At 73.6% G+C, this 13,336-nt stretch carries 13 protein-coding genes; 4 read left to right on the top strand and 9 right to left on the bottom strand.

Translation table 11 applies throughout. The features are described 5' to 3' along the window. Positions 1-10: 10 nt before the first annotated feature. Positions 11-1,099 (bottom strand): WD40/YVTN/BNR-like repeat-containing protein, encoded by a 1,089-nt coding sequence (locus AC069K_RS07190; protein WP_478612961.1) that lies wholly within the window; start codon positions 1,097-1,099, stop codon positions 11-13. A gap of 166 nt (positions 1,100-1,265) precedes the next feature. Between AC069K_RS07190 and AC069K_RS07185 the strand changes: the two genes are divergently transcribed. Further along, on the top strand, positions 1,266-3,185 hold the full coding sequence (locus tag AC069K_RS07185) for a neutral/alkaline non-lysosomal ceramidase N-terminal domain-containing protein (RefSeq protein WP_478612958.1): 1,920 nt from the start codon (positions 1,266-1,268) through the stop codon (positions 3,183-3,185). 18 nt (positions 3,186-3,203) lie between these two features. Here AC069K_RS07185 and AC069K_RS07180 read toward each other — a convergent pair whose 3' ends face one another. Beyond that, positions 3,204-4,307, bottom strand: a complete 1,104-nt coding sequence (locus tag AC069K_RS07180; RefSeq protein ID WP_478612955.1) for an NADH:flavin oxidoreductase/NADH oxidase — start codon at positions 4,305-4,307, stop codon at positions 3,204-3,206. Positions 4,308-4,412: 105 nt separating this feature from the next. On the opposite strand from AC069K_RS07180, the gene AC069K_RS07175 reads away from it, so the two are divergent. Beyond that, positions 4,413-4,760 carry an ArsR/SmtB family transcription factor gene (locus tag AC069K_RS07175; protein ID WP_365101525.1) on the top strand — a complete coding sequence of 116 codons (348 nt, stop codon included), beginning with the start codon at positions 4,413-4,415 and terminating at the stop codon, positions 4,758-4,760. 39 nt (positions 4,761-4,799) lie between these two features. Here AC069K_RS07175 and AC069K_RS07170 read toward each other — a convergent pair whose 3' ends face one another. The 6 genes from AC069K_RS07170 to AC069K_RS07145 all read right to left on the bottom strand — a co-directional run bounded on the left by AC069K_RS07170 (position 4,800) and on the right by AC069K_RS07145 (position 10,229). Continuing rightward, positions 4,800-6,167 (bottom strand): FAD-dependent oxidoreductase, encoded by a 1,368-nt coding sequence (locus AC069K_RS07170; protein ID WP_478612951.1) that lies wholly within the window; start codon positions 6,165-6,167, stop codon positions 4,800-4,802. A gap of 68 nt (positions 6,168-6,235) precedes the next feature. Further along, positions 6,236-6,853, bottom strand: coding sequence for a TetR/AcrR family transcriptional regulator (locus AC069K_RS07165; protein ID WP_478612948.1), 618 nt, complete (start codon positions 6,851-6,853; stop codon positions 6,236-6,238). Positions 6,854-7,260: 407 nt separating this feature from the next. After that, a complete protein-coding gene (locus tag AC069K_RS07160; RefSeq protein ID WP_478612945.1) occupies positions 7,261-7,953 on the bottom strand; it encodes a phosphatase PAP2 family protein in 693 nt (230 codons plus the stop codon). A gap of 102 nt (positions 7,954-8,055) precedes the next feature. Beyond that, positions 8,056-8,991, bottom strand: coding sequence for a M56 family metallopeptidase (locus AC069K_RS07155; protein ID WP_365101518.1), 936 nt, complete (start codon positions 8,989-8,991; stop codon positions 8,056-8,058). A gap of 119 nt (positions 8,992-9,110) precedes the next feature. Then, entirely contained in the window at positions 9,111-9,683 is a 573-nt protein-coding gene (locus tag AC069K_RS07150; protein WP_365101516.1) for a DUF5134 domain-containing protein, read from the bottom strand. 159 nt (positions 9,684-9,842) lie between these two features. After that, positions 9,843-10,229: a VOC family protein gene (locus tag AC069K_RS07145; protein WP_365101514.1), complete on the bottom strand. Its 387-nt coding sequence runs from the start codon at positions 10,227-10,229 to the stop codon at positions 9,843-9,845. Positions 10,230-10,314: 85 nt separating this feature from the next. On the opposite strand from AC069K_RS07145, the gene AC069K_RS07140 reads away from it, so the two are divergent. Next, complete coding sequence (locus AC069K_RS07140; protein WP_478612939.1) at positions 10,315-10,860, top strand: GNAT family N-acetyltransferase; 546 nt, start codon at positions 10,315-10,317, stop codon at positions 10,858-10,860. Between the two features lie 15 nt (positions 10,861-10,875). On the opposite strand, the gene AC069K_RS07135 is transcribed toward AC069K_RS07140, so the two are convergent. Next, positions 10,876-11,559 (bottom strand): glycerophosphodiester phosphodiesterase, encoded by a 684-nt coding sequence (locus AC069K_RS07135; protein ID WP_358832562.1) that lies wholly within the window; start codon positions 11,557-11,559, stop codon positions 10,876-10,878. 372 nt (positions 11,560-11,931) lie between these two features. On the opposite strand from AC069K_RS07135, the gene AC069K_RS07130 reads away from it, so the two are divergent. After that, the gene (locus AC069K_RS07130; RefSeq protein WP_478612935.1) at positions 11,932-13,329 is read left to right on the top strand and encodes a DUF6421 family protein; all 1,398 of its coding nucleotides are present in this window, start codon (positions 11,932-11,934) and stop codon (positions 13,327-13,329) included. The last annotated feature ends 7 nt before the right edge of the window (positions 13,330-13,336 follow it).

Below are 13,336 nucleotides of genomic sequence, written 5' to 3'. Positions count from 1 at the left end.
GGCCGTCACTCTACTGGCGGATCACCGCCGCCCGTACGCACAGCACATCGGGCAGATGCGAGGCGAGCAGGCTCCAGGTGTCCCCGTCGTCCGCGCTCGCGTACACCTCGCCGTTGCGGTTGCCGAAGTACACGCCGGCCGGGTCGGCGTCGTCGGTGCACAGGGCGTCGCGCAGCACCGTCCCGTAGTGCGCCTGTGAGGGCAGTCCGGCCGACAGCGGCTCCCAGGTGCGGCCGCCGTCCGAGGTGCGGAAGACCCGGCACCTGTTCCCGGCCGGGACCCGGTCGGAGTCGGCCGTGATCGGGAACACGTAGGCGGTGTGCGGGCGGTGGGGGTGGGTGGCGGCGGCGAACCCGAAGGTGGACGGCAGGCCCTCACCGATGTCCTGCCAGCGCTCGCCGCCGTCGTCGCTGCGGTAGACCCCCCAGTGGTTCTGGAGGAAGAGCCGGTCCGGGTCGGCCGCGTCCTGCGCGATCTTGTGGACGCACTGGCCGAACTCGGGGTGCTGGTCGGGCAGGAAGACCGCCGAGACGCCGTGGTTGGCGGGGGCCCAGCTCTCGCCGCCGTCCCGGGTGCGGAAGACCCCGGCCGTGGACACCGCGACGGTCACCGCACGGGCGTCGCGGGGATCGGTGAGGATGGTGTGCAGCCCCTCACCGCCGCCGCCCGGCACCCACTGCGAGCGCGTCGGGTGCTCCCACAGCGGGCGCACCAGCGTGAAGCTCTCGCCGCCGTCCTCGGAGCGGAAGAGCGCGGCCGGCTCCGTGCCCGCGTAGACCACGTCGGGCGCCTCGGGGCCCGCGGGGTGCAGCTGCCATACTCGCTCCAGCGATCTCCCGGTGAACTCGGGGAACTTCACGGCTGGTTGAGGTGGCTCCACCCAGGTCGCGCCCAGGTCGTCCGAGCGGAAGACGGAGGGTCCCCAGTGCGCGCTGTCGCCGCCGACGAGCAGCCGGGGAACCGGGCGCCGGGTGTCGATGCCGATCGAATAGACCGCCTGGGCGTTGAAGTGCGGTCCGTCGAACCGCCACGCGCCTCCCTGTCTGCGGCCGATGAACAGTCCCTTGCGCGTGCCCACAGTGAGCAGTACGTCGGTCATCGCTACCCCTCCAAAACGCCGTTGTCCCGGATATCCGCCAGTCTGCACCCGACCACTGACAGTGGCCCCCGCAGCGGGAGTCCGCGCAGGTCATCGGGCGTGGGAGGGCGATGTGGGGCGGCACGGGGGAGCGGCCGCGATTCACCCGGACGAGAACGGAGCGACCATGACCGAGCGCACCCCCGGACTCCCGAACGGGCCCGGCGGCGGGTTCCTCGCCGGCCGGGGCATCGCGGACATCACCGGGGAGGCCGCCGAGTGCGGCATGCTCGGTTACGGCAAGGCCGACCAGCTCAGCGCGGGCATCCACACCCGCCAGCGCGCCCGTGCCTTCGCCTTCTCCGACCGGGCGGGGCACGGCCGGGCGCTCCTGGTGGTGTGCGAGCTGCCGCTGATGGCCGACAGCGTCGTGCGGGAGGTGCTGCGGCGCCTGCCCCCGGGGTACGACGCGAGCAACGTCATGCTCACCGCCACCCACACCCACTGCGGCCCCGGCGGCTACTTCCACCACGCGCTCTACAACAGCAACACCGGCGGGTTCCGGGAGCGGACCTTCCGGGCGATCACCGACGGCATCACCGAGGCGGCCCTGGCAGCCGTCGCGGACCTGGCACCGACCGTGCTGCGCCTCGCGCACGGCGAGCTGACCGACGCCAGCGTCAACCGCTCCCGGCGGGCCTTCGACCGCAACCCGGCCGCCGACCGGGCGCACTTCCCCGGGGCCGTCGACCCGCAGACCACCCTCCTCACCCTGGAGCGGGACGGCGGCCTGGTGGGCGCGGTCAACTGGTTCGCCACCCACAACACCAGCATGACCAACCGCAACCGGCTGATCAGCGCCGACAACAAGGGCTACGCCGCCCACCACTGGGAGCGCCTCGCGGGCGTCGACCACCTGTCTCCCGCCCCTCCCGCGCTGGTGGCCGCGTTCGCCCAGACCAACGCCGGTGACATGTCGCCCAACCTGGGCCTGGCACCAGGCACGGGCCCGACCGGCGACCAGTTCGAGAACACCCGGATCATCGGCACCCGCCAGTACGAGGCCGCGGCGGCGCTAGAGGGTGAGGAAATCTCCGGCTCCATCGACTCCCGTACTACGTATGTGCACCTGTCCGCCGTGGAGGTGGGCCCGGAACACACCGGGGACGGCCGTACTCACCGGACCTCGCCCCCCGTGGGCGGCGCGGCGGCCTTCGCCGGCGCTTGGGCCGACGGCCCCGGCTTCAAGGGCTTCCGGCCGGGCGCCAACCCGCTGTGGGACGCGCTCTCCCGGCGGCTGGTCTACCCCTTCGCGCCCGCCCTGCGCGACGCCCAGTACCCGAAGGCGCTCGCCCTGCCCGCCGGGCCCGTCAACCGCGTCCTGCCGATGGTCCAGGAGCGCGCCCCCGTCCAACTGCTGCGGATAGGGCCGCTGTACCTGATCGGGATACCCGGCGAGGTGACGATCGTCGCCGGGCTGCGGCTGCGCCGCACGGCCGCCGCGATCCTGGGCGTACCGCTGGAGGACGTGCTGGTCGCCGGGTACAGCAACGGTTACCTCCACTACGTGACGACGCCCGAGGAGTACGACGCCCAGGAGTACGAGGGCGGCAGCACGCTCTTCGGGCGCTGGGAGCTGCCCGCGCTCTGCCAGACCGTGGCGCGCCTGGCCACCGCCCTGCGCGACGGCGCGCCCGTCCCCCGGGGCGTCCCGGAGCCTCCCGTGCCCGTACGCCGGCGGCACCGCCGCCGGGGCACCGACGTGCCCCACCCGGGGCACGCGTTCGGCGCGGTGCTGTCCTTCGCGCTCGTCGGGCGCCGGGCCGTGGCGTCCTTCGTGGGCGCGCATCCGGGCAACGACCTGCGCCGGGGCGGGAGTTATCTGTCGGTCGAGCGGTGGACGGGCGGGGCGTGGACGCGGGTCGCGGACGACGGCGACTGGTCGACGCTCTTCCGCTGGGCCCGCTCGGGCGGCCCGACCTCGGTGGCCACCGTCCTGTGGAACGTACCGCCCGGCACCCCGGCGGGCCGCTACCGGCTCGCGTACCACGGGGACACGGCGAAGGGCCCGTTCACCGGGGTGACCGAGCCCTTCGAGATCGCCTGAGTGCCTGCGGGGCCCGGGTCAGATCGCCCAGCCGTACTGGTCCGGCACCCGTACCTCACCGCCCAGCTCGCGGGCCGCCTGAAGGGCCCAGGACGGGTTGCGCAGCAGCTCCCGGCCGAGCAGGACCGCGTCCGCCTCGCCGTTGGCGAGGATCTTCTCGGCCTGGGCGGGCTCGGTGATCAGGCCGACGGCGGCGACGGGCAGCGCGCTCTCGCGGCGCACCCGGGCCGCGAACGGCACCTGGTAGCCGGGCCCCACGGGGATGCGCACCCCGGCGGCGTTCCCGCCGGTCGACACGTCGAGGAGGTCCACACCGCGCTCCTTGAGCAGCGCGGCCAGGCGGACGGTCTCGTCGGCGGTCCAGCCGCCCTCCTCCAGCCAGTCGGTGGCCGAGACCCGGAAGAACAGCGGCAGCTCCTCGGGCCACACCGCCCGCACGGCCTCGGTGACCTCCAGCGCGAGGCGCGTGCGGTTCTCGAACGAGCCGCCGTACGCGTCGGTGCGCCGGTTGGAGTGCGGGGAGAGGAACTCGCCGATCAGATAGCCGTGGGCGCCGTGGATCTCGACGACCTCGAACCCGGCGTCCCGCGCGCGCCGGGCCGCGTCCGCGAACTGCCCGACGATCTCCGTGATCCGATCGGTGGTCAGCTCGGTGGGGACGGTGTGGTCGGGGCCGAAGGGCACCGGGCTCGGTCCGACCGGCTGCCAGCCCTCCTCGGCGCCCGGAGCGATCGGCACACCGCCGCGCCAGGGGCGTTCGGTGGAGGCCTTCCGTCCGGCGTGCGCTATCTGGATGCCGGGCACCGTGCCCCGCGCCTTGAGGAAGCGCACGATCCGGCGCAGCCCCTCGACCTGGGTGTCGTTCCAGATGCCGAGGTCTCCGGGGGAGATCCGGCCGTCGGCGCCGACGGCGGTGGCCTCCACGAGGATCAGTCCGGTGCCGCCGGCCGCGCGGGCCGCGTAGTGGGCGAAGTGCCAGTCGTTCGCGACACCCGCGTCCGGACCGAACGCCTCGGCGCTGTACTGGCACATCGGCGCCATCCAGATCCGGTTGGGGATCGTCAGCGACCGCAGGGTGCGGGGCTCGAACAGGGCACTCGCAGCAGGCACGGCAGACTCCATTCAGGACGGCCGCGGCGCCACGGGGTCGGCGCCGGATCCGCTTCGTACGATACGCATCGTAGTACGGCAGATGTCAAACTACGATGGCTCTCGTACAATGCGTCTGTGTCCCCTGCAACGAGCAAGCGCGAACTCGACCACCCGGCGCGCCACGAGATCCGCCTGGAGGCGGTGCTGCACGCGCTCTCCGACCCCGTCCGGCTGCGGGTGGTCGGCGAGCTCGCGGCCGCCGACGGCGAGCTGTCCTGCTCGTACTTCGACCTGCCCGTCACCAAGTCCACGACCACGCACCACTTCCGGGTGCTGCGCGAGAGCGGCGTCATCCAGCAGACCTACCGGGGCACCGCCAAGATGAACGGGCTGCGCCGCGCCGACCTGGACGAGCTCTTCCCCGGCCTGTTCGACCGGATCCTGCAAGCGGCGGCGCTCCAGGGGGCGCGGCTCGGCCACTGAGCGCCCCGCGCCCGAAGGGCCGGCCCGATGCCGGGCCGTTCAGTCCTCGCGCGCGCCCAGCGCGGCCGCCAGCAGCCCCTCCCAGTCGGCGATCTTCACCGAGCCCCGGCCCAGCGAGCGGCCGAGTGCCGCCTCCGCCAGTTCGATGTCCTGCCAGCCCCGCCACTGCACCGGCCGCAGCCCCGACTCCCGCATGGCGTCCACGGGTTCGCCCTCCACGGGCCGCTGCGCCAGGGCCTCCGCGTCCTCCAGGAGCGAGGTCACCGTCTCCTTCGCGCACGGGCGGTTGGTGCCGATGACGCCGGTCGGGCCGCGCTTGATCCACCCCGCCACGTACTCCCCGGGCGAGGGGACGCCGTCGCGCAGCACGCGTCCGGCCGCGTGCGGGACCGTCCCCGTCGCCGGGTCGAACGGCAGTCCCGCCAGGGGCACGCCCAGATAGCCGACCGCCCGCAGCACCAGTTGCGCCTCGATCTCCTCGTACGTGCCGGTGCCGCGCACACCCCCGGCACCGTCCGGGACGGTGTGCTCGAAGCGGACGCCGCCCACCCGTCCGTCCCGCTCCAGGATCTCCACCGGGCGCAGGAAGAACCGCAGCCGCAGCGCGCGCTCCGCGCCGCGCGGCGCGCGGTCCGGGGCCGCCCAGCCGCGCAGCACCTCGATGTTGCGGCGGATGGCGGCGGGTAGCGCCGAAGGGTCCGAGCAGGCCGGGTCCAGGGCCAGTTCGGCGGCGTCCACGACGGCCTCGGCCCCCGGCAGCGCGCCGAGCTCACGCAGCTCCTTGGTGGTGAACTTCGCCTGCGAGGGGCCGCGCCGGGCGACCATGTGCACCTCGCGCACCCGGCTCGCCGCCAGCGCGTCCAGCGCCGTGTGCGGCACGTCGGTGGGGCGCAGTTCGTCGGCGCCGCGCGAGAGGATGCGGGCCACGTCCACCGCCACGTTGCCCGCGCCGATGACGACCGCCGAGCGGGCGCTGAGCCATTCGAGGCGGAAGCCGTTCGCCGAGGCGTCCGGGTGGGCGCTGTACCAGGCGACGAAGTCGGTGGCCGAGCAGCTTCCCGGCAGGTCCTCGCCGGGAATGCCGAGCCGGCGGTCGGCGGAGGCGCCCACGCAGTACACCACCGCGTGGTAGAGCCGCAGCAGCCGCTCCGGGGAGAGGCCCCCGGGCCCGATCTCGACGTGGCCGAGGAAGTTGATCCGCTCGTCCTCCAGGACCGTGCGGAGATTGGTCTGGAGGGACTTGATCTTCTCGTGGTCGGGCGCCACTCCGTACCGCACCAGACCGTACGGACAGGGCAGCCGGTCCAGGACGTCGACCCGCAGCCCCGGGACCGTGCTCTGGGTGACCAGGGACTGAGCGGTGTAGACCCCGCTCGGCCCGGAACCGATGACGGCTATGCGCAGCACGAAGGGTCTCCCTTCCCGCAGGCGGATCCCACCAGGGACTCCAGCATCGCACCGGGGGGCGCGCGGCGTCAGGGGACGGCGAGCGGTTTCCCCTGCGGCGGCGGGTTGCCGAGCTCCCAGTCGAGCCCGAAGCGCTGGAACAGCTCGGCCCGCAGCCGGGGCACCTCCATCGGGGCGCCGGGCAGCAGCGCCGCGAAGACGGCGCCCATCAGGAGCGCCCGCAGGATCGGGTACTCGCCGTCCACGTCCACCGAGCCGTACCGCTCCATCGTGTCCTTGAGCAGCCACGACAGGCGCTGCTGCTCGGGGCACTGCACGAACCCCTCGGCCTGGAGGATCCCGGCCATGTGGGCGCGCATCAGCACCGGGTGGACCGTGGTGAGGCCCAGGATCGCGTCGATGGCGCGGGCCAGCCGCTCCCGTCCGTCCTCGGTCCGCGGCTCCTGCTCCAGGCCCGCCTCCAGGGCCAGGTGCATGACCCGGTGGACGGCCGACTGGAGGAGCTGGCGCTTGCCCGGGAAGTAGTACGAGACCAGGCCGCGGGCCGAGCCGGCCCGGTCGGCGATGTCGCCGAGGGTGGTCGCCTCGTAGCCGCGCTCCGCCACCAGCTCGACTGTCGCCTGGAGCAGCCGCTCACGGGAACGCCGGCGCAACTCTTCATTGACCGATGCGCTGCGCGGGGACATGCTGTAACTCCTGCGTTGACTGGCTCTGAGCCAATATACTCAGGTGACCGTGTGCGGGAACCCCTGCCGGGGGTTCTGGCCTGCGGATCGGCTGTCCTTTCTGGGTGACGCGGGGGATCACCCAGGAGGGGCGGCCCTCTTCCGCCCCGCTCTGTCCGACCCGACGAGGTCCAGGGCGGGCCCCCTGCGGGGCGTTCCCTGACGGGTACATCCTCCTCAGCGCCTCGCCGTTCGCCGGAGCGCGGTGTGCAACCGCGGATCCGCCGATGTCACCCTCTTCCGCGAGCCCCCGGCCCACCGCCCGGAGCCCGGTACGGCACGGCGGTACGGCACGGCGACGCGGAGAAGCCGGTCGGCACACCCTTGATCGCCACGGCGGCGATCCTCGTGGGCGGCACCTGGCCGGTTCAAGCCCCGTCGGCCCCGCGCGGCCGGTTCGCGCCCCACCGCCCGTACGCCGCCACCGACAGGCACACCAGCGCCGCCCCGATCAGCCAGCCGCCGACCACGTCCGAGAGCCAGTGGACGCCGAGGTAGACGCGGGTGAAGCCCACCCCGAGCACCGAGACGGCGCCGGCCGCCGCCACCGCCCGCCGCACGGCCGGGCGCGCGCCCCGGGCCGCGGCCAGCCACAGCAGGAGGCCGAATGTCACCGTCACGGTGAGCGCGTGGCCGGACGGGAAGGCCGCGTACGAGGCGGAATCGACGGGATCGGGCCATCTGGGGCGCTCCCGCCCGAGCGCCGCCTTCATGCTCTGCTGGACCAACGTGCCCAGCGCGCTCGTCGCCGCCGCCCACAGTGCCGGGCGCCGGCCGCCGCGCACGAAGACGGCGACGACCACAGCGGCCAGCAGCGCGCGCATCGTCCAGGTGTCCCAGACCCAGTCGGTGAGCACCCGGTTGGCGTGGGTGAATCCCCGCTCGGTCACGGCCACCCTGTGGAGCCTGTCGGCGACCGTACGGTCCAGGGACACCAGCGGCCCCCACGAGGCCGCCACAAGGGCCAGCAGGAGGCCGGAGAGGGCCGCCAGGGCCGCGCAGGCACGGGCCGGGCCGAATACGGGGGCGGGGGCGCGGGCCGGCGGGGGTGCGACGGGCATGACTCGATCCTCGCTGAGACGCGCGCGGGCCGTGCGCGCGGGGGTGCGGGGCGGGCGTCTGGGGCGGGTGGCCATCGGGCGGCGGGACGGTGGTGACGGACCCTAGCCGAGGGCGCGCAGCCCCGGGACGAAGGCCACCAGCAGCGGGACGACCGGGACCAGGGCCGCCGACGCCGTCAGCCGGAGCCGGTGGCCCGCGGTGAGCCGGGGCGAGGCGGCCAGCAGGCGGTTGACGCGCTGCGGGACCTCGCCGTGCGGGGTGGGGCAGGGTCCGAACAGGCCCCGGTCCTCGTTGAGTTCGACCAGCGCGAGCGCGATCGTCAGCCGGCCGTAGCGCCGGGAGGCGACGTCGTCCGCGGCCAGCTCGACCAGCCGGTGCATCTCGTCCCGGAAGGCGGCGAACACCGGAATCCGGGGGAACCCGTTCGCCAGCGCGGCCGAGCAGTTCAGGAGCCAGTGGTGGCGGGCGCGCGCGTGGCCCTGCTCATGGGCGAGCACGGCGTCGAGCTGGCGGCCCTTCAGGCGGCGAAGCGCCGCGGTGGTGATGACCAGTTGGGGGCTGGGGCCGGGCAGCCACCAGGCGTCCGGACGCGGCCCCTCCAGGACCACCAGCGGCGCCCCGCCGGGCTCCTCGCCCGGCAGCAGCGGGGCGCGTACCAGCAGCTCCGAACGGCTCGCCCGGCGCCGGGCCCGGGCGTCGCGGATCTCCCGGGTGAGCATCGCGGCCGTCCAGGCGCCGCCGCAGAAGAGCAGGACCGCGAGCGCTGCCGACCACGGGCCGTACGGCCCCAGCCCGTACGCGTCGATCACCGCGCGCGGGGCGGTCGCGAACACCTGGCCCCGTACCGTCTGCCAGGCCGCCGCCGCGCTGAAGACCATCGCCAGCGTGAAGCACAGCAGCACCGCGCCCACCACGCACTGCCACACCCACAGCGCCACCACCGGCTCGCGCTCGGCCCAGTGGGCGCGCGCGAACAGACGCGGGGCCACCACGGCGGACACGACGCCGAGCGCGAGCAGCGCGAGGGAGACCATCATGGCCTCAGCCTATGAGCGGGGCCGTCCCCATAGGTATGACCTCGCGCGCCAAGTGACGCACGCCACGTTTTGATCACGCCCCCGAGGGCCTTCGCGGCAGGGCCGCCGCCCGGCGCGGGTCAGAGGGCCAGCAGCATCGCCAGCATGCCGATCCCCATCGACAACCGGCAGGCCAGCGTCAGTTCGGGCCGCGCGCCCCAGCCGGGCGCGGCGCCGTCGCCGGGCGGGCCGGCCGCGGGCAGCAGCCGCATCCCCGTCGTGAGGACGTAGCCGACGTAGTAGACGAGCAGGACGCCGGTGAGGAGGGGGACGCCGCCCGCGGGCCCGGTGTGGCCCTCGTGGGCCGTGTGGCCGCCCGGGGCGCTCATCGCCAGCGCCATGTAGACCATGGCGAGCGAGCCGACCGCGTGGTGCAGATGGTGGCCGCCGCCCGCCCCGCGCGCGTGGACGAGCCAGCCCGCCCGCAGCGCCGCGGCCCCGAAGACCGCCGCGTACCCGGCGAAGATCCAGGGCGGCGGGGTGGCGAACGCCGCCGGGACCGCCATCGCGGCCATGCCGAAGCCCATCAGCGCCTCGCCGCCGGCCGAGCTGCGCGCGCGGGGGCAGTCGCTGCGCAGTCGCAGGACGCAGTACGCGCCGGTGGCCGCGCACACCGCCACCAGCAGCCAGCCGGACAGCGCGGTTCCGTGCACGGCCCACCTCCCCGCTCGACCCGTCGCCCCCGCCCAGGGGTCGATGCCCGCGCAATCGGTCGCGCACGCGGGCGCAAGGACACACAAGGGGGCGCGCGAGGGGCTCGCGGGGCGCGGGACGGCTCTCCCGCCGGATCCCGTGCGGCCGGGCCGCCGGGGTCAGGGACGGAAGCGCAGCGGGTGGTCGGCGGGCACCTCGACGATCACGATGCGCACCCCGTCCGGGTCCTGGAGCCACATCTCCACCAGGCCCCACGGCTCGCGCACCGGGGGCCGCGTGATCTCCACCCCGCGCCCGGTCAGCTCCTCGTACGCCTCGGCCGCGTCCGCCACCTGGAGCCACAGCCGCAGACCGGGGGAGAGGGGCGTCTCGGCGCGCCCGGAGACCTCCAGGAAGCCGCCGCCGAGGAAGTAGACCGTGCCGCGCTCCGGCCCCGTACCGAACTCGCGGTGGACCGGGAGGCCCAACTGCCCTCCGTAGAAGGCGCGGGAGCGGTCCGGGTCGGTGGGGCGCAGAAGGGTCCTGCTGCTCAGCACATGCACCATGGGAGCAGGTTAAGACGCCCGCCGGGGCGGGGTTAGGCTCGGGGTGCGCCCGCCACGTCATGCTGTAGTTGGGAGAACGTTCGCCATGGACACCACCCGCGCCGGAGAGCTGAGCTACCGGGACGCCACCGAGGCCGATGTCGAGGAGCTGGTCCCGCTCATCGAGTCGGCGTACCGCGGGGACGCCAGCCGGGCGGGCTGGACCACCGAGGCGGACATCCTCCAGGGACAGCGCACCGACCCCGAGGGCGTGCGCCAGGTCATCACGACGCCCGGCAGTCGACTGCTCACGGTGGAGCGGGACGGCCGGATCGTCGCCTGCTGCCAGCTCGAACACCGCGGCCACGCCGCCTACTTCGGCATGTTCGCGGTCCGCCCCGAACTCCAGGGCGGCGGCCTCGGCAAGGAGATCATCGCCGCGGCGGAGCGCACCGCGCGCGAGACGTGGGGCGTCACCGAGATGCACATGACGGTGATCTCGGTACGGGACGAGCTGATCGCCTGGTACGAGCGGCGCGGCTACCGCCGTACGGGAAGGATGACGCCCTTCCCGTACGGCGACGAGCGCTTCGGCATACCCCAGCGCGCGGATCTGGCCTTCGAGCTGCTGGTGAAGGAGCTGGTGCGGTAACCGCCGGGGCGCTGCTCAGGCGGTGAAGCGGCCGGTGCGGCGGATCTCCGGGTAGTCGGTCGTCGCGCCGTCCAGGCCCAGCGCGCGCACCAGCCGCAGATGGTCCTGGGTGTTCACCACCCAGCCGATGACCTGCACGGACGCGGCGTGCGCCCGTTCGACGTCCGCCAGGGTCAGACGGCGGATGTCGAGCGAGAGGGCGTGCGCGCCCACCGCCGCGGCCCGGTCCACGATGTCGGCGTCCCAGCGGCTCGCGACCAGGACCGTCCGTACCCCCGGCACCAGCGAGGCCGTCCGCTCCAGCGCCTCCTCGTGGAACGAGGAGACCGTCACCCGGCCCACGACATCGCGCGCGTGGATGACGCGCGCGAGCTCGTCGGCGGCCCTGACGTCCTTGATCTCGGCCTGGAGCGGTGACCCGACCGCGTCCAGGACCTCCTCGAACAGCGGGATCCGCTCGCCCTGGCCGGCGTCCAGCTCCCTCAGCTCGGCGACCGTCTTGTCGGCCACCGGACCCTTCCCGTCCGTGGTGCGGTCCACGTCCGCGTCGTGCAGCACGACGAGCGCGCCGTCCTTGCTGAGGTGCAGATCCAGCTCGATGACGTCCATGCCCGAGCGTTCGGCGCGGACGAAGGAACGCAGGGTGTTCTCCGGCTCGACACCCATGACCCCGCGATGACCGATGGTGAGGAACGTCAAGACAGGCCTCGCTTCCGTCGACGGCGGTTTCCGCGCCGGCCATCCCGTGCCCGCGCGGCAGTGCCGCAGCCTAACGGCCTCGGCGCGCGATGGACCCCGGCTCGCGCGGGGCATTGGAGGTGCCCGCCCGGTCGCCACGGGGCATGCGCGGGCCTGCGGGATCACTCGCGGGTGGGCGAGTTGCCGCTCCCTTGACACGAGCGGGCACTACGTCTGCGCCGTGGCAGAACCGTGCGCGCCGGTGGAGCTTCGCAGGAAGAACAGCGGCGTGTGTGACGACGCACAGGATAATTTCCGGAGATCCCCCTTGAGCGGGGTAACCGAACACGGATACGGTGTCTTGACGCGAGGTTCTCCTGTGGAGGAAGTGACATGACGGAAATTCTTGTGCAGGACGTGGCTGTCGGGGGCGTTGCCACCGCCCGGCCCGTGGTCGAGCACCCTGCCTGGACCGTGCTCAAGAGTTCCGTCGAGGAGATCCGGCCCTGGCAGTCCAAGGACGGCTCCATCGACTTCGACGCCGAGGGCGCCCCGGCCCGCGCCACCGCCGAGGCCGCGGTCGAGCGCGTCGTGGGCGCGGTGGAGGAGCTCTCCCCGCTGCTGCCGCACGACGCCGCCTACCACCGCGCCCTCGTCGCCGACCTGCGCAAATGGGCCGACAGCGCCTTCGACGTGCCGGACTTCCTGGACTCGCTGCTCGCCTTCCACCCGGCCGCGGACCGCGCCGACGGGCTCCAGCGCCTGGTCGTCTTCCCCATGTACACGCAGAACGGCAACCCGGACCGCAACCTGGAGGCGGTCGTCCTGCGCATGGTGTGGCCCGACTGGCTGGCCGAGCTGGAGGCCACCCGCTACGACAACCCGCTCTTCTGCGGCATCGCCTTCGAGGACTTCACCGCCGGATACGACACCCACTCGGCCGTCCTCTTCCCGGAGACCATCGCCGTGCGCGAGGCGCCCGAGCGGTTCACCTGGGGCGGCATCTTCTGCGACCGCGAGGCCGCCCGCTTCCGCCGCGTCACCGAGGCGGCCGTCGACATCCTCGGCGTCGAACTGCCCGCGGACATCCGCGAGATGGTGGGCGACCAGGAGCGCTGCGAGAAGGCCTTCGTGCTCTGGGACATGGTCCACGACCGCACCCACAGCCACGGCGACCTGCCGTTCGACCCGTTCATGATCAAGCAGCGCCAGCCGTTCTGGATGTACGGCCTGGAGGAGCTGCGCTGCGACCTCACCGCCTTCAAGGAGGCCGTGAAGCTGGAGGCCGAGGGCAACCCGCACGGCCGCGACGTGCAGTACGCGGTGCTCTTCGACCGGATGTTCCGCTTCCCGGTCTCCGGTGACCGCAACCGCAACTACGACGGCCTCGGCGGCCAGCTGCTCTTCGCGTACCTGCACAAGCACGACGTGGTGCGCTGGACCGACAACAAGCTGCACATCGACTGGGAGCAGGCCCCCCGGGTCACCAACGAGCTCTGCGCCGAGATCGAGAAGCTCTACCGGGACGGCATCGACCGCCCCAAGCTGGTGCACTGGTTCGCCGCGTACGACCTGGTCTCCACCTACCTCGCGCCGCACCCGGGATCGCGCTGGGCCAAGGGTCCCGACGCCCTGGACCTCTCGCTGCCGCCGCGCAAGCTCGTCGACGACGTGCTGGCGGACGAGTTTCCCCTGAGCATGTTCTATGAGGCGCTCGCCAAGAAGCTCAAGGACGTGATTGCCTCCACCAAGGGGATCACCGCGGCGAGCCCCCAGGGAGCTGCCGCGTGAGCACGGG

Source organism: Streptomyces sp. NPDC043908, assembly GCF_056435525.1.
Note: the sequence above shows the minus strand (reverse complement) of the source record. Positions and strands in the feature narration are given on the sequence as shown.

What these genes read in the sequence shown, in the direction of transcription:
- AC069K_RS07140 (WP_478612939.1), top strand. Translation starts at nt 10,315, where the DNA reads ATGGACACCACCCGCGCCGGAGAGCTGAGCTACCGGGACGCCACCGAG.
- AC069K_RS07155 (WP_365101518.1), bottom strand. Translation starts at nt 8,991, where the DNA reads ATGATGGTCTCCCTCGCGCTGCTCGCGCTCGGCGTCGTGTCCGCCGTG.
- AC069K_RS07130 (WP_478612935.1), top strand. Translation starts at nt 11,932, where the DNA reads ATGACGGAAATTCTTGTGCAGGACGTGGCTGTCGGGGGCGTTGCCACC.
- AC069K_RS07180 (WP_478612955.1), bottom strand. Translation starts at nt 4,307, where the DNA reads ATGGAGTCTGCCGTGCCTGCTGCGAGTGCCCTGTTCGAGCCCCGCACC.
- AC069K_RS07185 (WP_478612958.1), top strand. Translation starts at nt 1,266, where the DNA reads ATGACCGAGCGCACCCCCGGACTCCCGAACGGGCCCGGCGGCGGGTTC.
- AC069K_RS07190 (WP_478612961.1), bottom strand. Translation starts at nt 1,099, where the DNA reads ATGACCGACGTACTGCTCACTGTGGGCACGCGCAAGGGACTGTTCATC.
- AC069K_RS07160 (WP_478612945.1), bottom strand. Translation starts at nt 7,953, where the DNA reads ATGCCCGTCGCACCCCCGCCGGCCCGCGCCCCCGCCCCCGTATTCGGC.
- AC069K_RS07145 (WP_365101514.1), bottom strand. Translation starts at nt 10,229, where the DNA reads ATGGTGCATGTGCTGAGCAGCAGGACCCTTCTGCGCCCCACCGACCCG.
- AC069K_RS07165 (WP_478612948.1), bottom strand. Translation starts at nt 6,853, where the DNA reads ATGTCCCCGCGCAGCGCATCGGTCAATGAAGAGTTGCGCCGGCGTTCC.